We start from the raw sequence: 23410 nt of genomic DNA on the forward strand, positions 1-23410 counted from the left end.
CCCGAAGCACCTACCCCGGCCCCCATGGGTACTGTGGATCAAAGCCCCACTCCCACCCAGGGGGACGACGTGAAACGCCGCGCCGCTATACGGATTATCACCGCGATGGGGGCGGGGGCCGCTGTCCCGCCTGGTCCGCTGGACGAGCTTCTTTCCGGGATCAAACACGTCAGTGCGACTAGCGGCGCCGTCGATCTGGACCGGTGGGAACGTGTCGTATGGGAATACGGCCACCGGCACAGCATCACGCGGCCGTCAGAGGCATCCCTGGAGGAGTTGACCGCAGACATCATTGATGTCGGCCAGTTGCTCGACCAGCCTCACCAACCGGTCGTCTCCGCTGGTCTGCTTCGTGTCAGCGCGGCCTTGTCCGGGCTGTTGGCCATGCACTTCGATGCCATCGGGGATCGCAGGGCCGCGCGTGTCACCTGGGGGGTCGCGACCGGTGCGGCCGACTCGTCCGGCGACCGGGATCTGTCGGTCTGGGTTCGTGCCAAGGAGGCGGACGGAGCTTTGTGGGGGGGAGCGCCCCGCCCCGTCGTCGCCGCACTCGCAGATCAAGCGATCGCCATTGCGAAGGGCAACCCGTCGCACGGCCTCGCCAGGGCATATACCGTCCGCGCCGACCTCTGGGCAGAGATGGGCGACGTCTCCAAAGCCCACGCCTCGCTCAATCAACTCACTGAGACGCTCAACAACCTTCCAGGCTCCTTCGCGGCCGACCCCATCGCACACGTCGGAGGACGGTTCCTCCGCTGGCATGAGGGATACGTCTACACGCTTACCGGCAACGCCAAGGCTCCCTCAGTCCTGGACGAGGCCGTCAACCGCTCCCCGGCTGGCTGGTACGGAACGGGGTCTCTCAACCTCATGCGTGCGATCGGCTTGGTCAAGGAACGCGATATCAATGGGGGACTTGCGCAAGCGCTGCAAGTAATTCACGATGCCCCCACCACAACGGACACCGCGACCCGAAATCGCCTCATTGGCCACATTCTTGCCGCCGTTCCAGCGCAGGCACAGACGCTCCCTGCGGCACGGGACCTCCGTGCGCTGACCGCTGGCATCTGAATCCCGGGCACGGCGACGCCACCGCCGATCGTCGCGGTCGGCGGGGCGTCCTGCTGTCCAGGAACTAGAAGCCCTGATCGCCGGGTAGCTACCCCGCACGCGACCACGCTCCGCCGATCGTCGCGGTCGGCGGGGCGTCCTGCGTTCGGCTCAGTTCGTGTAGTCGATGAGCAGGTCCACGGCGGGCGGCGACCCGTCACGGTGAGCGCGAGCCGCTGCGGCCGGTCGAAGTCGCTTACGACACCTCGTCGGACGCGCGGGACGCCCAAGTTCTGGAAGTCCGGCCGGCCGGGGCGTTCGGCCGGGCATGTGCGCATCGGCCTGGTTTCTGCGCGCTCGGATCGGGTGGACCGCGCTTCGTGGACGACGGCGTGTTGGTGACCGAGGCCGTCCGCACGTCGGAGATCGGCTGGTCCGCCGTCTAGGCCGCGCTCGCCATGCTGCTTTCCCGGCGGCCGGGTGCGCCTGTCCGAGGGCGCCCGGGGCGGCGGCGCTTCATACCGGCTGGTCAAGCGGGGCCTTGAGGACCGGGGCGAGGGGCTCGATGGCGGGGGATTAGGTTAGGCTGCCCTCACTTGTCTGTCGATCTCGGAGGAAAAGTGGTGCCGGCCGGATTCGACGGACGTGGATGAGCACGATCACTGGGACGCGGCCCGCGTCCGGGGTTGTGGCGGTTCGTCGGCGGCGGCGGGTCGTGGGGTTGGGCGTGCTGGTGGTGGTTCTCGTGGTCGCGGGGGCGGCGTCGCTGGCCGTCGGCGCGCGGGCGTTGAGTCCCGGTGAGGTGTGGCGCGGGTTGTTCGCGGAGCCGGGCTCCGACCAGCGGCTCACGGAGATCAGGCTGATCGTCCAGACCGTGCGGCTGCCCCGGACGGTGCTCGCGATCGTGGCGGGCGTCGCGCTGGGGGTCGGCGGGGCGCTGATCCAGGGGTGCACGCGCAACCCGATCGCCGACACGGGCTTGCTGGGGGTGAACTCCGGCGCCTCGTTCGCCGTGGTGGCGGCGATCTCCGTGTTCGGGCTCGCCAACCCGTTCCAGTACGTCTGGTTCGCGTTCCTGGGGGCGGCGGCCGCCGGTGTCGTCGTGTTCGGGCTGGCGAGCATCGGACGGGGCGCCGGGAACCCGTTGACGCTCGCGCTGGCCGGGCAGGGGATCACGGTGTTCCTGGCGGCGATGACCACGGCGGTCGCGCTGTCGGACCAGGCGTCGCTGAACGCCTGGCGGTTCTGGAACTCGGGCTCCGTGACCGGCGTCGGGTTCAACGTCATCTGGCCGGTGTCCGCTTTCATCGCGGTCGGGCTGGTCCTGGCGGCGATCACGCTGCCCGCCATCAACCTGCTCAACCTGGGCGACGACGTGGCGCGGGGGCTAGGGGTGAACATCGCGCTGAGCAGAACCGTCGGCATCGTCGCCATCACCCTGCTGGCGGGCGCGGCGACGGCCGCGTGCGGTCCCATCGCCTTCCTCGGGCTCATGGTGGCGCATGTGGCGCGGTATCTGACGGGGCCGGACTACCGATGGCTGGTGCCGTACGCGGGTCTGCTCGGAGCCGTCGTCCTCGTGACCTGCGACATCGTGGGACGAGTGGTCGTACGGCCGGGCGAGCTGGACGCGGGTATCGTCGTCGCCCTCGTCGGCGCCCCGTTCTTCGCGGCCCTGGTGTGGCGCGGGAAGTTCAAGAGCGCATGAACGGGACGGACGTGAAGCCTTCGGTGGCGCCGGGCGTGCGGCTCGGCCGCGTGTCGTTCGTGTGGCGGCCCTGGCTCGTCCTCGTCACGCTGCTGCTGGCGGCGGCGACCTTCCTGGCGTTCTGCCTGTCCATCAGCCTCGGCGACTTCACCGTCGGCCTGCCCCGGGTGATCGCCACGATCTTCGGCGGGGGTGAGCGGGTCGACAAGTTCGTGATCATGGATCTGCGGATGCCGCGCGCCCTGGCCGGGCTCGTCGTGGGGATCGCGCTGGGGGTGTCCGGGGCGATCACGCAGTCCATCGCGCGCAACCCGCTGGCCAGCCCGGACATCCTGGGGATCACCGGCGGCGCCGGCGCGGTCGCGGTGCTGCTGGTGACGGTGTCGGGCGGGACCGCGGCGGTGATCGCCGGCTCCGTGGGCGTGTCCGCGGCGGCGCTCGCGGGCGGTCTCGGCACGGGCCTGCTGGTCTACCTCCTGGCGTGGCGACGGGGGGTCGACGGCTTCCGGCTCATCCTCATCGGCATCTCGGTGAGCGCCGTGATGGAGGCGATCACGAGCTGGCTCCTGGTCACGGCCGACATCAAGGACGTGGCCAGGGCCCAGACGTGGCTGGTCGGGTCGCTGGACGGCCGATCGTGGGACGAGGTCCGGGTCGCGCTCGGCTGCACGCTCGTCCTCATGGCCATCGTGGCGGGCGCCGCTTTCCAGTTCAGGCCGATGCACTTCGGCGACGAGGTCGCCGCGGGCCTGGGCGTCCGGTACTCGCTGGTGCGGGCGGTCATGCTGCTGTGCGCGGTGCTGCTGGCCGGTGTGGCGGTGAGCGCGGCGGGCCCGGTCCCGTTCGTCGCGCTGGTGGCACCGCAGGCGGCGATGCGGTTGGCGAGGTGCCCGACGCCGCCGCTGGTGGTGTCCGGGCTGGTGGGCGCGTTGCTGCTGATCGGCTCGGACGTGGTGGCGCGGACGGCGCTGCCGGTCACCCTGCCGGTCGGCGTGGTCACCGCCGCGATCGGCGGCCCCTTCCTCGTCTACCTGCTGGTGCGGGCGAACCTCAAATAGGCAAAGGAGATCTTGTGCCCGTTCAGCACATCACCGCCGCACGCCTGGCCGCCAGTGGCGTCACGGTCGGGTACGGCGGCCGGACGGTCATCGACGACCTCGACGTGGTGATCCCGCCGGGGGTGATCACCACGATCATCGGCCCCAACGGCTGCGGGAAGTCGACCCTGCTGCGGACGCTGTCGCGGCTGCTCAAGCCGTCCAAGGGCACGGTCGTCCTGGACGGCGAGGACATCGTCAAGCTCAAGACCAGGGACGTGGCGAAGAGGCTCGGCCTGCTGCCGCAGGCGCCGGTCGCGCCGGAGGGGCTGACGGTGGCCGACCTGGTCGCCAGGGGCCGCCATCCGCACCAGAGCTGGCTGCGGCAGTGGTCGTCGGACGACGCCGCCGTCGTGGAGCGCGCGCTGGCCATGACCGGGGTGTCCGACCTGGCCGATCGTCCGGTCGACGCGCTGTCGGGCGGGCAGCGCCAGCGCGTCTGGATCTCGATGACCCTGGCCCAGGGCACCGACCTGCTGCTGCTGGACGAGCCGACCACCTACCTGGACCTGGCGCACGCGATCGACGTGCTCGACCTGGTGGACGACCTGCACGAGTCGGGGCGCACCGTGGTCATGGTGCTGCACGACCTCAACCTGGCCGCGCGCTACAGCGACAACCTCATCGTGATGCGAGCGGGGTCGATCCTGGCGCAGGGGCATCCGCGTGACGTGATCACCGCCGGGCTGCTGGACGAGGCGTTCGGGCTGCGCGCCGAGGTGATCGACGACCCGGTGGGCGACCGGCCGCTCATCGTGCCGATCGGCCGCACCCACGTCCGGCCCCACGTCCGGCCCCGTGACACGTGACCCGGTCGGGAGCGGAGATCCGGGTTAGGTTAGGCTCCCCTTATTTCCGCAGGTAAGGGTCCCCCTGCCCTGGACGGGCTGCGGCGGGACAGCATCAACAGCAAGGGATTTCGATTGCTTTTCCATCGAACGAACATGACGAAGTCCCTGCGGCGGCTGGCGGCGATCGTGTCCGCCGCGACCCTCGGCGTCGCCCTCCTCGCGGGCTGCGGTTCCGACTCGGCGGACGAATCGGGCGGCAGCGCCCCGGCGGCCGCGGGCGGCGTGTTCCCGGTCACCGTTGAGCACGCGTTCGGATCCACGAAGATCACCAAGGCTCCCGAGCGGGTCGTCTCGGTCGGCTACACCGACGACCAGGCCGTCCTGGCGCTCGGTACCAAGCCGGTCGGCATGGTCGATCAGTACCCGAACCCGCCGGGCAAGTCCCCCGACATCAACACCCAGTGGCCCTGGGTGAAGGACAAGTGGGGCGGCACCCGTCCCGAGGTCGTCATGAGCAACGGCGACTCCGGCCCGAACTTCGAGAAGATCGCCGAGCTGCGGCCGGACCTGATCATCGCGGTCTACTCCGAGATCGACAAGGCCGCCTACGACAAGCTCTCCAAGATCGCCCCGACGGTGGGCCGGACCAAGGCCGAGAAGGAGCCGTTCAGCGCGTCGTGGCAGGACAACGCGGTGCACATCGCCAAGGCGCTCGGCAAGGAGGCCGAGGGCACCAAGCTGGTGCAGGGCATCCAGGGCAAGCTCGACGCCGCTCGCAAGGCGCACCCGGAGTTCGCGGGCCAGACGGCCGTCGCGCTGTCCTGGTACAAGAACTCGGTCGCTCCGTTCACCACCACCGACGTGCGCGGACGGCTGATCTCGGGCATCGGCTTCAAGGGCGCCACGGAGATCGACAAGATCGCGGGCGGCAAGTTCTTCACCGTGCTGTCCCCCGAGCGCATCGATCTCGTCGACGTCGACCGCATCTTCGTCATCAACGACCAGGCGGACCAGGCGGCGCTGAAGAGGTTCAAGCTGTTCACCAACCTCCCCGCGGTCAAGAACGGGAAGGTGTCGTACCTGCTGGACAGCGAGGGCCCGGGGGTCGGTGCGGCCATGTCCCAGGGCACCCTGCTGTCCCTGCCGTACGCGATCGACGAGATGGTCAAGTCGGTCGGCTAGGACGTGAGCACCACCGACGCGCACGCCGTCCCGGCGACCCTGCGCACGGCGACCGGGCGCGAGGCCGCCCGATGGGTCATGGCGCACTGCCGCGAAGCGCCGTGGCTGTCGGCCGCCACCGTGCTCACCACAGTGGCCGGGGCGGCGCTCCAGGTGCTGCCGGTACTCCTGCTCGGCCGGGTGGTCGACGGGGTCGTCGAGGACGAATCGCCCTCGGTCCTGGTCACGATCGGCGCCCTGATGGGGGCCGCCGCGCTGCTCGGCGCGGCGGCCGCCGCCGCGTCGACATACCTGATCGGACGGCTGGGCGCGGACCTGCTCGCGCGGCTGCGGGAGGGTGCCGTCCGGGCGGTGCTGGGAATGCCGAGCGCACGGATCGAGCAGGTCGGCCGGGGAGACGTGCTCTCCAGGGTCGGCGACGACGTGGCCGTCCTGTCCAAGGGCATCCGGACGGCCGTCCCCACGGTCTTCTCGGCGGGCGTGCTGGTCGTCATCGCCACCGCCGGCATGTTCGGCCTGGACTGGCGGCTCGGCCTGGCGGGCGCCGGCGCGCTGCCCGCGTACGCGCTGGCCCTGCGCTGGTACCTGCCCCGCTCGGCCCCCCTCTACCAGCGGCAGCGCGCCGCCCAGGCCGACCGGGCGCAGGCGCTGATGAGCGGCCTGAACGGGATCGACACCGTCCGGGCGTACCGGCTTGAGGACGCCTTCCGCTCGAAGGTCACCAGCGAGTCGTGGCGGGTGCGTGAACTCGGCATCGAGGTGTTCCGGTTCTTCGGCCGGTTCGTCGGCAGGGAGAACCGCGCCGAGTTCATCGGGCTCGTCCTGATCATCGTGGTGGGGTACGCACTGCTGGAGGCGGGCGCCGCCGGCCTGGGCGAGGTGTCGGCGGCCCCGCTGCTGTTCCACCGGCTGTTCAACCCGCTCGGCTCCATCATGTTCACCTTCGACGAGGCGCAGAAGTCGGGCGCGAGCCTGACCCGGCTGACCGGGGTGCTGGGGGAGGCCGCGGAGGCCCGGCTGGTGGGCGACACGTCCGTCCCGCCTGCGGACGCCGTGGCGTACCCGGTGACGGTCGAGGGGCTGACGTTCCGCTATCCCGGCACCGAAGAGCCGGTCCTCCGGGACGTCGACCTGACGATCCCGGCCGGCGGCTCGCTCGCGCTGGTGGGGGCGACGGGCGCGGGCAAGACGACCCTGGCCGCGCTGATCGCCGGTCTCGGAACGCCGCAGGCCGGCTCGGTGCGCATCGGGCCGACCGACCTCGCCGATCTGGACGAGGCCGGGACACGCGCCCTGGTGAGCATCCTGACGCAGGAGACCCACGTGTTCTCCGGCCCGCTCGCCGACGACCTGCGGCTGGCCGCGCCGGAGGCCACCGACGCCGATCTGATGGACGCCCTGCGCACGGTCGGCGCCGGCGAATGGGCCGACGCGCTGGACACCATGGTCGGCGAGGGCGGCGAACGCCTGGACGGGACCAAGGCCGCTCAGATCGCCCTGGCCCGGCTGGCCCTGGGCCGGTCGCCGGTCGTGGTACTGGACGAATCGACCGCGGAGGCGGGCAGCCAGGGCGCCGCGGAGCTGGAGCGGGCCGTCCTGGCCGCGTGCCGGGACCGCACCGTGCTGCTCGTGGCGCACCGGCTCAGCCAGGCGATGGCGGCCGACCGGATCGCCGTCCTGGACGCGGGACGCGTGGTGGAGCAGGGAACCCACGAGGAACTGGTGGCGCTGGACGGCCGGTACGCCCGGCTGTGGCGGGCCTGGCGAGCGGGCAGCAGATGACGCCCCGCACCGGGCCTGAGATCCTCCGGACAGCGCTGCGCCGCAACGCCCGCGCCATGACCTGGGGCACCGTCCTCATGGGCCTGTACCAGGCGGGCGAGACCGCCTTCCCCATCGCGCTCGGCCTGATCGTCGAGCACACGATGCGGAACCGGAACCTCGGCTCGCTCGGCCTGTCCATCGCCGCGCTCGCCGTGATCATCACGACCGTGTCGCTCTCGTGGCGTTTCGGGATGCGCGTCCTGCAGAAGGCCAACACGACCGAGGCGCACCGCTGGCGCGTGCGGGTCGCGGCCTGCGGGCTCCAGCCGGTGGCCCGGGACGCCGATCTCCGGTCCGGCGAGGTGCTGACCATCGCCACCGAGGACGCCGACCAGACCGCCGACATCATCGAGGTGGTGCCGCTGCTGATCAGCTCGCTGGTCGCGGTGCTGATCGCGGCGGTCACACTGGGCATGGCCAGCGTCCGCCTCGGGCTGCTGGTGATCGTGGGGACCGTCGCGATCCTGTCGGCCCTGAGCGTGCTGTCCAAGCGGATCGGCGCCGGTACCCGGGAGCAGCAGGCCCGGGTGGCGCGGGCGGGCGCGAAGGTCGCCGACCTGATCCTCGGCCTGCGCCCGCTGCACGGCTTCGGCGGCAACCGCGCGGCGTTCCGGTCCTACCGGACGGTCAGCGAGGAGGCCAGGCACCAGGCGATCACCGTCGCCAAGGCGAACGGCGCGTACGCGGGCACCGCGCTGGCCCTCAACGCGATCCTCGCCGCCGCCGTGACCCTGACGGCGGGCCGGCTCGCGTTCCAAGGCCAGATCACCATCGGAGAGCTCGTCATGGCCGTCGGACTGGCGCAGTTCATCATGGAACCGCTCAAGCTCTTCTCAGAGATGCCGAAGTACGTGATGGTCGCCCGCGCGTCGGCCGACCGGATGGCCCTGGTGCTGGCCGCGCCGCCCGTGCCGCCCCCGGGACCGGAGCGCCCGGCCGCGGGCGGCGACCTCGAAGTCGATCGCGTCCGGTACGGGTCCCTGCGCGAACTGAGCTTCCGGGTGTCCGCCGCCGAATTCGTAGCGATTGCCGCCTACCAACCGCGCGCGGCGGCCGACCTCGCGTCGGTCCTGGCCCTCAACGTCCCGCCCGGCGCGTACGAGGGCGCGGTGCGGGTCAGCGGACAGGACGCGGCGGACCTGCCGATCGGAGCGGTCCGCGAGCACATGCTGGTCAACCCCTGCGACGGGGAGATCTTCGCGGGCACCCTCCGCACCAACATCGACCCGTCGGGCACCAGCCGGATGGTCGCCGAGGCCGTCGAGGCGTCCCTGCTGACCGACGTCGTCGCCCTGCACCGCGAGGGGCTCGACCACAGCGTCCGCGACCGGGGCGCGAACCTCTCCGGCGGCCAGCGCCAGCGGCTGTCCCTGGCCCGCGCCCTCGCCGCCGACGCCGACATCCTCGTCCTGCACGACCCGACGACCGCCGTCGACGCGGTCACCGAACAGCTCATCGCACGCAACATCACCGACCTGCGCCGAGGCCGCACCACCATCGTGATCACCAGCAGCCCGGCCTTCCTGGACGCCGCCGACCGCGTCCTCGTCCTGGACGACGGCGCCATCACAGCCCAGGACACCCACCGCAACCTCCTCAGCACCAACAAGGACTACCGCCTGGCCATAGCCCGCTGACCCGGCCGAGCATCTAAAAGCCGTCGATCTCGTACATCGAGCCGTCAGGCCGCAACGTGAAGCGACGCGGCGGCTCCACGGCCTTGACGGCCTCCTGAACGGCGGCATCATGCTTGGCCACCTCGTCGGGGTCAGATGGATCGGTGAGCTGGAAGCCAAGAAGCCCGACATCGTCCGGATCGGCGTCGTCCGGCTCGGGCTCGCCTTCCAGGATGAAACCGAGCAGCGCGCGCAGCGCGTCCTCACCGAGGTCAAGGGGGTGGAACGGCAGCGCGTACGGCTCATCCGACCAGCCGGGATCGTCTGCGACCGGATGCTCCCCGGCCCAGTAAGCCGCCTCGAAAGGAAACGGGTCGCCAATATTCTCCATGACCCCACTGTCGGGGGACAGGCTGAGCGAACGGATCAGCCGTCCGTCTTCCCATACGGCGAAGGCCAGCCAGTCGACGACGCTGTGCATCGCATGCAGGATCACCCTGCGCCCCGCGCCCGCCTCGATCAGATGAGCCGGGAGCTGCGAGGGACGGTCGAGCATCACCCGCTGATCGCAGATGATGTCGACCCCCGGAAGCCTCGTGGCGTAGGTCGTCCCATAGCGCGGATAACAACCGTCGCCGAGAGATGACGGTTCGCCCTCTCGGACCGTCCAACCAGGATAAAGGCGCTCGATCAGGGCTGCGGTCTGCTCCGGATCTGGTGGGGGCGCCGCACGAAGGACCTCCTTGACATCACCGTCGGCGTATACCAGCAAGCCGGTCTTGGCTCCCATGTCCCGCTCCTCAGTCCAGTCCGCGACGGCGGGAGCGTACCGGCCCACTGAGACACTCTGGGCAGCGCTGCATGCCGTTGTACGGGTCGGCGTCCTGGTGATCGCGACCTTCGACACCCCCGCGCCTATCGCCGACGGTGTTCGTGCGCACCTACACCGCTTTAGATGAGACCGATGTTGCTCGCGTACCGGTTGCGCGGGCCTTGAGAAGGTCCGCCACATCGGTGAGACCCACCTGAATGCGCCCATGGACGCGGGGATTGAGCACCACCGTGCCGTCGAAGTCCCCCGCGGACGCGAAGACGGCGACGGGCACGGTCAACGCCTGGAAGAAGGCGAAAAGGGGCCGCAGGGCATGCTCCAGGACGAGCGCATGGTGGTCGCCTCCGCCTGTCGCGGCGAGCAGGACGGGCTTGTTGGCCAGTGCGTATTGGTCGACGAGGTCAAAGAAATGCTTGAACATGCCGGGGTAGGAACCGCGGAACACCGGCGCCGCCGCGACCAGGAGGTCGGCTTCCTCGGCGAGCCGGATCGCGGCTTCGACTTCGGGCGTGACGCCGTCGCGCTCGATCGCTCCGGTGAACCCCGGGCCGAGGCGGTACACGTCAATCCGGGACGTCTCAATGGGGAGCATCTCAGCCAAACTGTCGAGCACGACGTCGACAAGCCCCATTGTCTTGGACGGTCGGCTCGGACTGCCGTTGACGACGACGACACGCAGCACATCGACGGTGGTCATGCCGCGCTCCTCTCACGTGCGGCGACCTCACGGCGCACGACAGGCGCCACCTGCGTGCCGAGCCGCTCGATCGCCTCCAGGTGCTCCTTCTGCGGCATTCCGCCGAAACCCATGTGAATAATGACGCGGTTCAGGCCGTACAACTCGTGGTAGGTGAGCAATTTGTCGATGACCTCCTGCGAACTGCCCACCAGCAGGCCGGACCTCGGCGACGCCTGCGCGTCGAATACGGACCTGGGAAGAACGAGCCCTTGGCCCCGCTGGTGGTTGTTCTCCGCCATGCCTTTCGCGAAGTAGGGGTACATGACGTCTCTGGCCTGCTGACTGGTGCGTCCGACGTGCCCGTGCGTGTTGATGCTGATCGGCAGCGCGTCATGCCCCGCCTCCGCGGCGGACTCCCGGTAGAGGTCGACGGTCTGCTCGTGGAAAGTGATCGGCCCCAACAGCAGGGCCAGTGCCATGGGCAGGCCGAGCCGTCCGGTGCTGATGGCGGACGCCGGCGATCCGCCGACCCCCACCCAGATCGGAATTGTGTCACCGTGGGCGCGAGGCGCGATGTCGGCGTCGACCAGAGGCGCACGGAAACGTCCGGACCAGCTGAGAGGGTTCTGCTCGCGAATCTTGAGCAGCAGATCGAGCTTCTCGCGGAAGAGTTCGGCATAGTCACGCAGGTCATATCCGAAGAGCGGGAAGGATTCCGTGTAGGAGCCGCGTCCGGCGATGATCTCGGCGCGGCCATGCGACAGCAGGTCGATCGTCGCGAACTGCTCCCAGACGCGTACGGGATCCTCCGAGCTGAGCACGGTGACGGCGCTCGTCAGGCGGATGCGCTTTGTCCGTTCCGCCGCGGCCGCCAACAAGATGGACGGTGCCGATGCGACGAAGTCAGTGCGATGGTGCTCGCCGACGCCGAAGACGTCGAGCCCCACTTCGTCGGCGACTCTCGCCTGCTCGATCGTTTCGCGGACGCGCTGCCGCGGCGACGCGAGGGCCCCAGCGGTGAGTTCACCGAACGTCATGATGCCGATCTCGAATCCCATTTTCCGTTCCTCTCCAGTCGGTGCCGGAGGTCGCTCCGGCACGGTGTCCAGCGACGCAGGCCGAACAACCTGTCTGCGCAAGCAGGTATTCCGGCTTGGTGCCGGGAGCGGGATCCGGATACGGTGCGGCCATGGCGACCGACGGTCTGACAGATCTTGAGCAGGAAGCCTGGCGAGGGTTCCTGCTGACTCACGATCGGCTCTGGCGTGCGCTGGAGGCAGGGCTCGCTCCGCTGAACGTGAGCATGGCCGAGTACAGCGTTCTGTCCCTGCTCCACGAGGCCGGCCCGAAGGGCATGCGCATGTCGGAGCTCGCCCAGCACCGCCTGATGTCCAGCGGCGGGTTCACCCGCCTCGCCGACCGCCTCCAAAGCCGTGGGCTGATCGAGCGACGGCGCTCGTCCATCGACGGCCGCGGCTTCGACGCGACCCTGACCAGCAGCGGACGGGCGCTGATACGCCGGGCGCGGCGCCGGCACCACAGCGACCTACGCGCGCTCTTCTTCAGCCGGCTCGACGACGACCACCTCCGCGGCCTCGCCGAGATCTGGACCCTCCTCGCCCCCGACGCGGCCTCGTCCCCCTAGGGCGCTTCTTACGGATCTTCGTTCTGTTGCGCGACGCCCAGGACCCATAAGAAACGCCCTAGGTCTTCCAGCGGCGGTCAGCCGGTCCGGGTGAGGGCGTCGATCGCGGTGACGTCCTCCTTGGTAAGGCCGAAGCCCTCCAGGTCGAAGTTGGCGGCGATGCGCTCCCGGCGCGAAGACCTGGGGAGGATGACGATGTCGTGTTCCAGATGCCAGCGCAGGACGACCTGGGCAGGAGTGACTCCGTGCCGCTGAGCGATCTCGGTGAGAACGGGACTGCGCAGATCGGTGTTCTTCAGCCCGCTGTAGCCCTCGACGACGACCCCCCGGCGCCGATGCTCCTCCAGCAAGGCCGGATCGTGCTGCGCCGGGCTCCACGGAATCTGATTGACCGCGGGCCGCTCCCCGGTGGCCTCGGTCACCAGGTCGATCAGTGCCGGGCTGTAGTTGCTGACCCCGGCGTTGCGGACCAGCCCCGCGTCCCTCGCGGACAACAGCTCCTGCCACGTCGAGACGAGCTCGTCCCGGCCGGTCGGCCAGTGGATCAGCCACAGATCCACGTAGCCGGTGTCGAGCAGACGAAGGCTCGACTCCAGAGCGCGACGGGCATGCCGCGCGTCCTGCGGCCGCAGCTTGGTGGTGACGAAGACCTGCTCCCGATCCACGCCGCTGTCCTTCACGGCCCTGCCGACGTCCGCTTCGTTCTGATACAACGTCGCGGTGTCGACATGCCGGTAACCGATTTCAAGCGCCGTACGCACCGACTCGTACGCGCTCTTGGCCCGCAGTTGCCAGGTCCCAAAACCGATCAACGGCAGCGCAGTACCACCAGGCAGGTTCACAGTCCGAGTCATGCACGCCATTCTGCCCCCGGCGTCGACGGCCGCTGGCCGTCCGGCGAAAGCCTGGCGAACCACGCAGCCTCCGCAAGACCGTTACCTGGCCGCGCATCCCGGCTCAGAGCCCGAACGCCTGCGTCACCCGTCCGACCAACTCGTCCTCGCTCATCACGGTGTCGACCTCGATGACAGGCAGCCCGAGGCACCCGCTCTCCTCCGAGAGCCGGTCGGTGAACATCCGGTCACGCTCAAGCAGATTGCGCCGGGCCAGTCCAGGATTGCTGGTCTTACGTGGAATCTCCCAGCCGCGGCTGTCGAACGCGGCCCGGCGGAACTCGGGCGTCGGCAAAAGCCAGACTGCGCGGCCGGGTTCGGCGAGCAGCGGCTTGACAAGCCGAGGCAGCAGCCGGAAGCCCTCGACGATCACTCCGGTATCTTTCGGCAGGCGCAGCAAGTCTTCGACGATCAGGCCAAAGCCCTCGCCCCGAAACCAGTGGAAGGTCTCAAGCATCGCCTCCGGCGACCGATTCACCCAACGCTCGTCCATGCCCATGTTCTTGAACCTGCTCAGGCAAGGAGCATCTTCCGGCGTGCTCCGGCCGGCGTGGTCCGCCATCACGTCATCGGACGAATAAACGCGCAAGCCATACCGGGCCGCGATACACCGGGCAACGGTCGACTTGCCCGCGCCGCTACCGCCGCCAATCCAGTAGACATGCCGCAGCGCAGGCGGCCTCTCAGCTTCCGTCACGTCGTATTCCTCCCGGAACAATGATCATGGCGGAGGATGAGCATCGAGCCAAGCCGCGGCCCGGCGACCTGACGCGCGCGACAACCACGCGTCCTGAACTATCTCTGCCAGCTCATCCCGGGTGAGCTCACCGACACGGCCGGCCCGCAGCAGCACAGACAAGTGCCCGTTGAAATGCGCAGTGGTGAAAAACGGCGAGGTCTCGTCACGCACCAGCGCCTGCTTGTCCTCTTCGGACGCAACCCAGAAGACGATCACATCCCGATAGCGCTCACCGCTCTCAGGATCAACCGCATCCGGCCGCGGAGTGCGGAAAAAGACAAACGATTTCCCGCCCACCTGATAGATCGGCCTATCCCCGGTCCCAGGGTAAACGGTGACATGCGGCATAGCGAGAGCGTACTCATGCACATCCTCGACCCGAGCAGAACGTCTCTCGTCCTCCGGCATCCCCCCAGCGTAGACGCTTCAATCCCCCAGGAAACGGCTCACACCCGCCGATCGCGTCTGGACCTGATGCCCTCGATCGCCGATACGGTCAGGGGGTGAGAACCGATCGCCAGGGCCGAGCCGATCAGCCGTGGCAGCGGCGGTGGACGTGGAACCGCGGCATCCTGGACCTGTGGTTCACCGGTCGACCCACCGAGCCCAACCTATGGGCCCGCTATGACCGGAGGCTGCGGCACGAGTGGGCCGGCGTGGCGCCGGCCCATCGTCAATTCGATGTCCCGGACCAGCCGGCAGGGACCGCGTTCGATCTCGACGGCCGCTTCGTCACTGACGTCGAGGGCTTCTACTGCGCCATCGGTGAGGCGATCAACGGTCCGGGCGGCTACTTCGGCTGGAACCTCGATGCCCTCCATGACCGCCTGCGTGGCCGGTGGGGCGCACAGGCACCGTTCCGGCTGGTCTGGCACGCTTCGGCGGTCGCACGCCAACACCTCGTCGCAGGCTACGACCGGCATCGGAACGCGCCCGCGGTCACCCTCGACTCCCTTCTGCAGATGTTCGCCGAACACGGCGTCGAGGTCGATCTGCGCTGAGCGTCTCGCCCCACCCCGGCCCGTACGGACGCTCACCCACGCGTTAACGGCCAGAACGTCACCGCCGCCTCCCTGGACGAGTAGTTCCGAAGTTCCGGCCCTGGATGGAAACGGCTCCATGCACGGTCGCCCAGAGTTCGTCAGGTTCCGCGGGCGCCGGTGGATCGCGCGTCGTTGTCCATGGCTTCACGGAGCCTTTTCGGCCTCATATCGGTCCAGTTCTTCTCGATGTAGTCGAGGGCCGATGCGCGGTCGGTTTCGCCGAAGACTACCCGCCAGCCCGCCGGCACATCGGCGAACATGGGCCACAGAGAATACTGGTCCTCGTCATTCACCAGCACATAGAAGCTGCCGTCCTCGTCGTCGAACGGGTTGGTCCCCATGGTGGATTCCCTCCTTGCTTATGGTCGGACTGTTGGACGAATTCAGCGGCCCCGCAGCACTGCGGTGTCCGTTGGCCGCATGCTGTCCGGCAGTTCACGCATCGAACGCAGCGGAGACAAGATCAGGGGCAGGACGGGGATCACGCCTCCGAAGGCGATCAGCCAGAGGGCGGAGCGTGCCCCGATGAGCTGGGCGAGGACGCCACCGAGGCTGGCACCCAGCGGCGATACACCCCAGACCAGGAAGCGCATCGTGGCGTTCGTCCGTCCCAGCAGCCGCTCCGGCGCCAGCTGCTGCCGGAAACTGAGCTGGGTGATGTTGAACACCGAAACACAGAGCCAGATCACGATGTTGGCCGCGGCCGCCAGCCACAACAGCCACCCTCGTTCAGCCATCGGAATCAGCAGCTGAAACGGTGCCGCCACGGCGGCCGTCACCCAGATCGCCCGCCCTTGGCCGATAAGCTCGGCGATCCTCCTCGCGGTCAACGCGCCGATCAAGCTCCCGACCGAGGCGATAGAGAAGAACACGCCGATCACGCCGGCGGGAAGCCGCAGCACCTGGGCCAGCAGCAGAATGAGCAGCGTGGCCCGCGCGGCGGCGAGCAGATTGTACGAGGCGATCGAGAGCGCGAGGTCCCGCAGCAGCCGGTGGCCCAACACGAAACCGAGTCCCTCACGCACCTCGCTGCCGAGGTGCGCCTTCGTCTCTCGCCGCTGTATCCGCTCCCGTTTGCGGATACGTCGCAGGAACAGCGCCGAACCCAGAAAGCTGACGGAGTCGACGGCGATGGTGATGGGCGCGGTGAACACCTGGATCAGCAGGCCGGCGAGAGTCGGACCGCCGATCTGGCTGACCGCCCGCACCCCTTCGAGCTTGGCGTTGCCCTCTGTGAGATGTTCGCGGCCGACCAGATGCGGCAGATAGCTCTGGTAGGCCACGTCGAAGAACACCGTCAGTATTCCGGCGAGGAGCGCGACGAGATAGAGCTGCGCCATGGTGAGCACGCCCAGTTTCCATGCGACCGGGATGGAACCGAGGACGAGTGCTCGCCCGATATCGGCGACGATCAGTACGGAGCGCCGGCGTGTGCGATCCACCCATGCGCCCGCGGGTAAGCCGACCACCAGGAACGCCAGCGTGCCGCAGGCGGACAGGAATCCGACCTCGGCGCCGGAGGCGTCCAGCGTCGATACGGCCACCAGCGGCAGCGCCAGCAGGCTGACTTGGCTGCCCACCTGGCTGACCGTGTCGGCTAAGAACAACCGCCGGAAGTCCCCCTGGCGCAGCAGCCCTCCTTGGCCTGGGCTCACCCTGACCTCCGGTCGATGATTGTCGGACGACGCTTTCGCTCCTTACCGAAAACCGGCTGCGCTTTCGGTCTCAATGAATTCCACCAATCTCGTCATACCGTCCTTGATGAGGGCGGGCGTGAGGTAGCTGAACGACAGCCGAATGGTGCGTTCCCCACCCCCATCGGGATAGAAGTACGACATGGGAGTCCAGATCACGCCATGTCGGTCCGCCGAGCGGGACAGGGCGGCGTTGTCGGCCTGGAATGGTACACGCAGTGACAGGAAGAATCCGCCGCTCGGCTCATTCCACTCGACGCCCAGCCGGACGGCCCGCTCGGGCGGGAAGCGCTCCCGGAACTGTCCCAGCATCGTTTGCAGGCACTCTTTGTAATGCGCCGCCGCAGGACGGTTCAGTTCGCCGGGACGGTGGTCGGCCTCCAGCAGCATGCCGGCGACCGCGGCCTGGCTCAGCGACGGCGTGTTGACCGTGATCATGCTCTTCACCTTGGCGAGCTCGTCCGCCAGGAGGCCGGTCCGGCCGTCCGGGCCATGGACGGCCTGGTCGGCCACGACGAAGCCGACCCTCGCGCCGGGGAACAGCGTCTTGGAGTAGGAACCGATGTGGACGACGACGCGGTGGCGGTCCAGCGCCTTCAAGGTGGGCAATCGCTGACCGGCACTGACCAGGCGGTACGGGCTGTCTTCCAGAATGAGCACCCCGTAGCGGGCGGCGACGTCGAGCAGGTCCCTTCTCGCCTGAAGCGGCATCATGGATCCTGACGGGTTCGAATGGTCCGGAACCACGTAGCACGCCCGGGGACGCCGTCCCGCCGAGAGTTCGGCGCGAATGGACGAGTCCAGGTCGGTGGCGGAAAGGCCGTCCACCGTCTCGGGCACGGTCAGGATCGGGATGTCGAGCAGGCGCGCCGCGCCCGTGAGGCCGACATAGCAAGGGCTGGCGACCAGCAGGACGTCGTCCGGCCCGGCGAAGAGCGCCCGCAACGCGAGTACCAGTGCCTCCTGGCATCCCACCGTGACCACGATGGACTCAGGCGCGACGCTCATCCCCTCTTCCGCCGCCAGCGACGCCGCGATCAGCTCACGAATCTGACCGGCGGCCGGACCGTATTGATAGACCGATTCCCGGATCTCGTCCGGCGTATCACCGCGCTCGGCCAGGTGGCGGAGGTAGCGGCGTGTCGCGCCGAATACCTGCTCGACGTCGAAGAACCCCGGGAATGGCCGGCCGGGAGCGAAAGAGATCGCGTCCGGATACTTCCAAACGATCTCGTTGAGGAAGTTCATCGTTTCCAGCATCGGGTCCGAGAGGCTGGGGTGCAGTTCTGCTTTTTGCAGTTCCCCGTTTCGGTTCCCCGACATGTTCAGCGCACGGCGTCCTGGGCGCGGGCCGGGTATCCGCGCGGTTCCCGGCGTGGCGATCAGGTCCGGGCCCGCGTTCGCGATCGATGCCGTACCGGTCAGCACCATCGCTTCCACAAGATCCTCGACCACCGCCTCCAGCATCGCGGCGACGCCATCGCCGCCGCCGGCCGCGAGCGCATGGAGGACCGGGCGTCCGACGAGCACTCCGGCCGCGCCCAGCGCGACCGCGGCGAGCACGTCGCCGCCCCGCCGCACACCCCCGTCCAGCAGCACCGGGCACCGGCCCGCGACGGCCTCCACCACGGCGGGCAGCGCGCGCAGCGTCGCCGGGGCTCCGTCGAGCTGCCGGCCACCGTGGTTCGAAACGACGAGGCCGTCGACGCCCGCCCCGACCGCCAGCGCCGCGTCGGCCGGGCTGAGCACGCCCTTGACGAGCACGGGCAGCGAGCTGATCGACCGGATCCAGTCGATGACCGTCCAGTCCAGCGCCGGATCCAGCGCCAGCCGTGCGTGATCCCACGGCGAGGCGTAATCCCCGGAGGGCAGGTTCGCCGGGACAACCCCCGGCGGAAGGCGGAATTCGTTGCGCGGGTCACGCCCACGCCGTCCGAGCCGGGGAGCGTCCACCGTGAGGACCAGCGCTTCGAAGCCGGCCTCCTCCGCACGGGCCACCAGCCGCTGCGTGATGTCGCGATCGCGGAAGCAGTACAGCTGCAGCCACAGGGGCGCCCCTGCCGCGTCGGCGGCGAGGTCCTCCAACCGCCGGCCGGCGAACGTGCTGACGATGACGGGCGCTCCGGCCTCCATCGCTCCCCGCACCGTCGCCAGCTCGCCCTCGGGATGCAGGAGCGTCTGATAGGCCAGCGGGGCGACGGCGATCGGCGCCCGCCAGATCCGGTCCAGGACGCGGACGGTGGTGTCCGGTTCCGTGACGCCGCCGAGTACCCGCGGTAGCAGGGCCACCTCGTCGAAGGCCCGTCTGTTGGCGGCCACCGTGCGCTCCTCCCCGGCGCCGCCTTCGATGAAGTCCCACACCGCCGGGGATGTACGGGCCCTGGCCAGCCGTGCGAAGGCGGTCGGCAGGTGACCCTGCGCTTCCGCGGTGCGGCCCGTGGCCCCGATAGCGGGGTCGAGCGGCTGGTGTTCACGCACGCGCGACCACCTCCGCGGCCTCAGGCCCCTGACCCGGCTGATCTGGTTCATCGTCTTCGCCGGGTCGCGGCGAGTCTGAGGCCGCCCGCTCCACCGCCTCGTACAGAGCCTTGATATTGCTGCTGCCGAATGTCCGGGCTCCGCGCCTCTCGATGACCTCGGTGAAGAATGTGCCGCGTACATGCATCGATTTGCTGAAGATCTGGAACAATTCGCCCGAGTGGTCCCGGTCGGCAAGGATGTTGTGCCGCCGCAGTAGCTCACTGTCGAGATCCGTCGTGCCGAGCCTCGCGTCAAGCCGGTCGTAATAGGCCGGCGGGGTTTCGAGGAAACGAACCCCCCGGTCGGTCAGTGTGCGGACCGCGGCGGCGATGTCATCGGTGCGGAAGGCCAGATGCTGGACGCCCGCACCGCGGTGCGCACGCAGGAACGCGTCGATCTGGCCCGGTTCCCGGTTCGTGTCCGGCTCGATGAGCGTGAACGTGGCATTCGCCGACCGGCTCTGGACCACTTTCGACGCCATTGCCTGCCGCCCCACCTCCACGTACTCCGAGAAGATCTCGGGGAAGTCGAACACCTGGCCATAGAAGTGGACGGCCTCGTGCAGCGTCCCAGCGGGCAGGCAGACGGCGACGTGATCCAGTTCGCGGAAGAGACCGCCGTCCGGCTCGCCGCCGGTCTCGCCGTCCGGGTCGCCGTCGGTACCTCCGTGCGGTTCGCCGCCGGTATCGCCGTGCGGATCGCCGTCCGCCGGGAGCATCTCCATGACACCGGGGAGGAAGCCGGTGCCCGGCCCTTCGCGCTCGATGAGAGGGTGAGCGAGGTCACCGACGCCGGCGACCTCGGCAATCGTCACGGCCGCGTCGCCCGCCTCGAACCGGGACGGCTCGCTCACCACGGTGCCGCCACGGCGCGTCGCCTCGGTCAGCGTCCGGGCGGCATCCGCCACCCGGAAGGCGATCTTCGCGATTCCATCGCCGTGGCGGGCGACGTACTCGGTGGCGGGATGATCGGGGCCCAGGCCGGAGGTGAGCAGCAGGTCGACGCCACCGTGCCGCAGTTGTAACGACCGTTGATCGGCCAACCCGGTCTCCGGACCGGCCTGACCGCGTATCCGGAACCCGAACGCGGTGCAAAGGTAATAGGCGGCCTGCCGAGCGTCGCCGACGTAGAATTCGACATGATCGATAGCGTCGATGTGCACTGCCGTCCCCTTTTATCCGCGTAATGATTTCTTGTCGATCAGCGGGTTCCGGTCATTACTGTCACCCTCGTCCGTGCTTACTGCGGCGAGCCCTGCCATGCCCTCTTCACGGACAAGACGGTCGACTTCCGCGGCCATGTCCCGCACCGTCGGATGGTCGAAGACGAACGGGAGCGGCAGTTCCACGCCGAACCGGTCGTCGATTCGCATGACGAGCTGCGCTGCCAGCATCGAGTGGCCACCAAGGCGGAAAAAATCGTCGTCCACGCCAACGTGATCCAGTCGCAGCAGCACGGCGGCCATTGAGGCCAGTTGCACCTCGGTCCGGTCGTCCGGCTCGGTGACCGTCTCTCGCGCCGATGAACCGGCCAACCATACGTATTGGCTTGGAATCATATAAGCGGGTAAGAATTCGGCGAGAAACGCAGTCAGCTCGTCCGGATCGGGCGCGGTGCCGAGCGGCGCGACGTACGCCACCAGTTCACGCCCGCCGCGGTCGGACGCGGCGGCCACGACGACGCTCGACCGGACGGCCGGATGCCGGCTGATCGTCGCGGCCACCTCGTCGGGCTCGACACGAAACCCGTGAACCTTCACCTGGTTGTCGGCGCGGCCCACGAACTCGATGTCGCCGCCCTTTCGACGGCGGGCCAGGTCGCCGGTCCGGAGCAACCGGGCACCTGGACGACCCCCCAGATGGTCGGGGACGAACCGCAGCGCGGTCTGTGCGGTGGCGTGCAGATATCCGCGTGCCACCAGCGGGCCGCCGAGGAGCACCTCGCCTTCCTCGCCGTCCGGTACCGGGTGCAGCTCGCTGTCCACGATGTGCAACTCGACATCGTCGATGGGCCGTCCGATGGCGGGCGGGTCGTCGTCCGCCCCGGCCTTCACCGGGCCGGACGCGGACACGACGGTCGCTTCGGCCAGCCCGTAAATGTTGACCACCGCGAACGGCAGCCCGGGCGGAGGCACCCGGTGCAGAACATCGCCTCCGGTCAGCACTATCCTCGGCCCGCTGTCCGGCCAATGCGGAACCATCTGCGATTCAGCCAGATGAGTCGGCAGGCAACCGATGGTGATTCCGTGGGCGAGCATCCAGTCACGCAGAGCGGTCGGATCGTTTCCTACGCCGTCCTCGGGTATCCGCAGCGACGCTCCCGCCGTCAGGCACGGCCATACGGAGGCGTCGAATCCCGGGTCGGGCATCTGCATCACCCGGTCGGACGCGGCGATATCGAAGGTCAGCGTGTACCAGTCGACAATCCGGCGGAGGCTGCGGTGCTCGACCATCACGCCCTTGGGAAGCCCGCTTGAACCGGATGTATAGACGACGTACGCGAGGTTGTTGCCACCGACTGATACCGGAGGCGATGCCGGCAGGAAGCCGTCCGGCTCTTCCGTGCCAGTGAACTCGCCGATGCCGATGGCCTCCACCGACTCGCCGGCGAGCGCCATCGAACGTTGACTCGCCAGCACCACCCGCGCCCTTGAATGGTCCAGCATGACACGCTGCCGCTGCGCGGGGTGGCTCGGATCAATGACGACGTAGGCACCGCCCGCGTCGAGGACGGCGAGCGCACCGACGACAAGCGCCGCCGATCGCGGCAAGCACAACCCGACGGTCGTTTCCGGCCCGACGCCCAGCCCGCACAGCCGACGGCTGAGAGAATATGCCCGTCGGAGAAGCTCGCCGTACGTCAACGTCGCGTCGGCCGCCGCGACGGCGACCGCATCCGGGTGCGCGACTCCGCGGCGATGGACGAGCACATTGACCGTTGCCTCGGGCGGGTCCCGGAACCGCCCGGCTGGTTCGTTGGGCACGGCTGGTTCATTCGGCACGGCGCCGTTTCTCCCATCCTTGATCAGTCAAGTAGCGCATCGTTGTCGGTTCCTCGCGGTCGCGATCAGCGGGGTTCTGCGTCAATGAGGGTGAAGTACGAGCCGGGGATGGGACGTATAGCCGACACCGTGTATCCAGCCTTGTTCAGCCGGTCCTCGAATTCCGGTCCCGTTCGTTCTCGGCCTCCGGTGAGCACCAGCATGCCGAGGTCGCTCCATTTGCTGGGATGCCAGGTGTCACCGGGAGACACGACCATTTCCACGATCAGCAGCCGGCCGCCGGGTGCGAGCGCCGTCCGGCTGCGTTCGAGAATGGTGTCGACCTGCTCATCGGGCCAGTCGTGCAACACACTGGACATCACATGAGTGTCCGCGCCGTCCGGTAGTTCGCGGAAGAAGTCGCCGCTGACCGTCCGGAGCCGCTCCCCCAGCTCGCCGAGGCGTCCGGCGACGGACGCGATGACCGAAGGCCGGTCGAACAGCACGCCGGTCAGCCGCGGCTCATGGCGCAGGATGGCGCTGAGCAGGAAGCCGTCGCCGCCGCCGACGTCGAGCACCACCGTCGATCGGCTCCAGTCGACGATGGAGACCACACCGGCGTAGCAGGACGCCGCCCGTTCCCGCATACGGCGCGTGAAGGACCGGCCGGCCGACGCGTCGACGTCCTTGTGCGCGAAGAAGTCCTGCCCACCGCCGTGCGGCCCGCTGCTCAGCGGTACCGGAGTGCCTCTGCGGAACGCCTCGGGGGCCGCCGCCCAGGCATGGTAGGAATCACTTTGCAGCACCGATTCGCGGACGCTGTCGGGGCCCTCCGAGCACAGCCGTCGCCCCAGTGCGGAAAGCGCGAAGACACGCGGGGTCACCTCCTCGAAGAAGCCGACGCTCGCCAGCGCACGTAACAGCCGGTACAGTGCGCCCACGTCCGCGTCGACGCTTCGGGCCAGCACTTCCACATCCATTGGCCCGCCGGTGAGCAAATCGGCCAGGCCGAACTCGGCGGCGATCCTCAGGGCATGAGGGAGCAGCGCCACACAACTGTCGTCGACCAGCGTCAGGTATTCGTCGACAATAGCGTTCGCAATGCCGTTCTCCACCG

General features: G+C 68.9%; 21 protein-coding genes. 9 read left to right on the forward strand and 12 right to left on the reverse strand.

The genetic code is table 11. The features are described from left to right. The first annotated feature begins 24 nt into the window (after positions 1-24). From E1298_RS05020 to E1298_RS05050, 7 genes are all read left to right on the forward strand, one after another. Positions 25-1071, forward strand: coding sequence for an XRE family transcriptional regulator (locus E1298_RS05020; RefSeq protein ID WP_131889573.1), 1047 nt, complete (start codon positions 25-27; stop codon positions 1069-1071). A gap of 628 nt (positions 1072-1699) precedes the next feature. Continuing rightward, the gene (locus E1298_RS05025; protein ID WP_131889574.1) at positions 1700-2758 is read left to right on the forward strand and encodes a FecCD family ABC transporter permease; all 1059 of its coding nucleotides are present in this window, start codon (positions 1700-1702) and stop codon (positions 2756-2758) included. Positions 2759-2769: 11 nt separating this feature from the next. Continuing rightward, the gene (locus tag E1298_RS05030; protein WP_243725396.1) at positions 2770-3816 is read left to right on the forward strand and encodes a FecCD family ABC transporter permease; all 1047 of its coding nucleotides are present in this window, start codon (positions 2770-2772) and stop codon (positions 3814-3816) included. A 14-nt stretch (positions 3817-3830) separates the two neighbouring features. Then, the gene (locus tag E1298_RS05035; RefSeq protein ID WP_243725397.1) at positions 3831-4664 is read left to right on the forward strand and encodes an ABC transporter ATP-binding protein; all 834 of its coding nucleotides are present in this window, start codon (positions 3831-3833) and stop codon (positions 4662-4664) included. A gap of 135 nt (positions 4665-4799) precedes the next feature. Beyond that, a complete protein-coding gene (locus E1298_RS05040) occupies positions 4800-5828 on the forward strand; it encodes an iron-siderophore ABC transporter substrate-binding protein (protein ID WP_131889576.1) in 1029 nt (342 codons plus the stop codon). Positions 5829-5831: 3 nt separating this feature from the next. Next, the gene (locus E1298_RS05045) at positions 5832-7610 is read left to right on the forward strand and encodes an ABC transporter ATP-binding protein (protein ID WP_165975304.1); all 1779 of its coding nucleotides are present in this window, start codon (positions 5832-5834) and stop codon (positions 7608-7610) included. After that, complete coding sequence (locus E1298_RS05050) at positions 7607-9289, forward strand: ABC transporter transmembrane domain-containing protein (RefSeq protein ID WP_131889577.1); 1683 nt, start codon at positions 7607-7609, stop codon at positions 9287-9289. The genes E1298_RS05045 and E1298_RS05050 overlap by 4 nt, the downstream gene beginning before the upstream one ends. A 13-nt stretch (positions 9290-9302) precedes the next feature. Here E1298_RS05050 and E1298_RS05055 read toward each other — a convergent pair whose 3' ends face one another. The 3 genes from E1298_RS05055 to E1298_RS05065 form a co-directional block, all read right to left on the reverse strand. Then, the gene (locus E1298_RS05055) at positions 9303-10058 is read right to left on the reverse strand and encodes a DUF6928 family protein (RefSeq protein WP_131889578.1); all 756 of its coding nucleotides are present in this window, start codon (positions 10056-10058) and stop codon (positions 9303-9305) included. Positions 10059-10209: 151 nt separating this feature from the next. Next, positions 10210-10797, reverse strand: a complete 588-nt coding sequence (locus E1298_RS05060; protein WP_131889579.1) for an NAD(P)H-dependent oxidoreductase — start codon at positions 10795-10797, stop codon at positions 10210-10212. Then, complete coding sequence (locus tag E1298_RS05065; RefSeq protein ID WP_131889580.1) at positions 10794-11837, reverse strand: LLM class flavin-dependent oxidoreductase; 1044 nt, start codon at positions 11835-11837, stop codon at positions 10794-10796. Before E1298_RS05065 ends, E1298_RS05060 begins: the two co-directional genes overlap by 4 nt. Before the next feature lie 131 nt (positions 11838-11968). Between E1298_RS05065 and E1298_RS05070 the strand changes: the two genes are divergently transcribed. Further along, entirely contained in the window at positions 11969-12424 is a 456-nt protein-coding gene (locus E1298_RS05070; RefSeq protein ID WP_131889581.1) for a MarR family winged helix-turn-helix transcriptional regulator, read from the forward strand. A 77-nt stretch (positions 12425-12501) separates the two neighbouring features. Here E1298_RS05070 and E1298_RS05075 read toward each other — a convergent pair whose 3' ends face one another. The 3 genes from E1298_RS05075 to E1298_RS05085 all read right to left on the reverse strand — a co-directional run bounded on the left by E1298_RS05075 (position 12502) and on the right by E1298_RS05085 (position 14464). After that, positions 12502-13266: an aldo/keto reductase gene (locus tag E1298_RS05075; RefSeq protein WP_207944441.1), complete on the reverse strand. Its 765-nt coding sequence runs from the start codon at positions 13264-13266 to the stop codon at positions 12502-12504. A gap of 115 nt (positions 13267-13381) precedes the next feature. Next, positions 13382-14014 carry a hypothetical protein gene (locus E1298_RS05080; RefSeq protein WP_131889582.1) on the reverse strand — a complete coding sequence of 211 codons (633 nt, stop codon included), beginning with the start codon at positions 14012-14014 and terminating at the stop codon, positions 13382-13384. Positions 14015-14038: 24 nt separating this feature from the next. After that, positions 14039-14464: an MmcQ/YjbR family DNA-binding protein gene (locus E1298_RS05085; protein ID WP_131889583.1), complete on the reverse strand. Its 426-nt coding sequence runs from the start codon at positions 14462-14464 to the stop codon at positions 14039-14041. Between the two features lie 95 nt (positions 14465-14559). Here E1298_RS05085 and E1298_RS05090 point away from each other — a divergent pair, with 95 nt between their 5' ends. Next, positions 14560-15057, forward strand: coding sequence for a barstar family protein (locus tag E1298_RS05090; RefSeq protein WP_207944442.1), 498 nt, complete (start codon positions 14560-14562; stop codon positions 15055-15057). A 140-nt stretch (positions 15058-15197) separates the two neighbouring features. On the opposite strand, the gene E1298_RS05095 is transcribed toward E1298_RS05090, so the two are convergent. The 6 genes from E1298_RS05095 to E1298_RS05120 form a co-directional block, all read right to left on the reverse strand. After that, positions 15198-15440: an MbtH family protein gene (locus E1298_RS05095; RefSeq protein WP_131889585.1), complete on the reverse strand. Its 243-nt coding sequence runs from the start codon at positions 15438-15440 to the stop codon at positions 15198-15200. A gap of 42 nt (positions 15441-15482) precedes the next feature. Next, on the reverse strand, positions 15483-16754 hold the full coding sequence (locus tag E1298_RS05100; RefSeq protein ID WP_279497814.1) for an MFS transporter: 1272 nt from the start codon (positions 16752-16754) through the stop codon (positions 15483-15485). Between the two features lie 42 nt (positions 16755-16796). Then, complete coding sequence (locus E1298_RS05105) at positions 16797-19271, reverse strand: aminotransferase class I/II-fold pyridoxal phosphate-dependent enzyme (RefSeq protein WP_207944443.1); 2475 nt, start codon at positions 19269-19271, stop codon at positions 16797-16799. Further along, positions 19264-20475 carry a VOC family protein gene (locus E1298_RS05110; protein ID WP_131889587.1) on the reverse strand — a complete coding sequence of 404 codons (1212 nt, stop codon included), beginning with the start codon at positions 20473-20475 and terminating at the stop codon, positions 19264-19266. The genes E1298_RS05105 and E1298_RS05110 overlap by 8 nt, the downstream gene beginning before the upstream one ends. 12 nt (positions 20476-20487) lie before the next feature. Beyond that, positions 20488-22296 carry a non-ribosomal peptide synthetase gene (locus tag E1298_RS05115; RefSeq protein WP_131889588.1) on the reverse strand — a complete coding sequence of 603 codons (1809 nt, stop codon included), beginning with the start codon at positions 22294-22296 and terminating at the stop codon, positions 20488-20490. A gap of 83 nt (positions 22297-22379) precedes the next feature. Beyond that, complete coding sequence (locus E1298_RS05120; protein WP_131889589.1) at positions 22380-23408, reverse strand: methyltransferase; 1029 nt, start codon at positions 23406-23408, stop codon at positions 22380-22382. Positions 23409-23410 lie beyond the last annotated feature (2 nt).

This window comes from Actinomadura rubrisoli (genome assembly GCF_004349215.1).
Lineage (GTDB): Bacteria > Actinomycetota > Actinomycetes > Streptosporangiales > Streptosporangiaceae > Spirillospora > Spirillospora rubrisoli.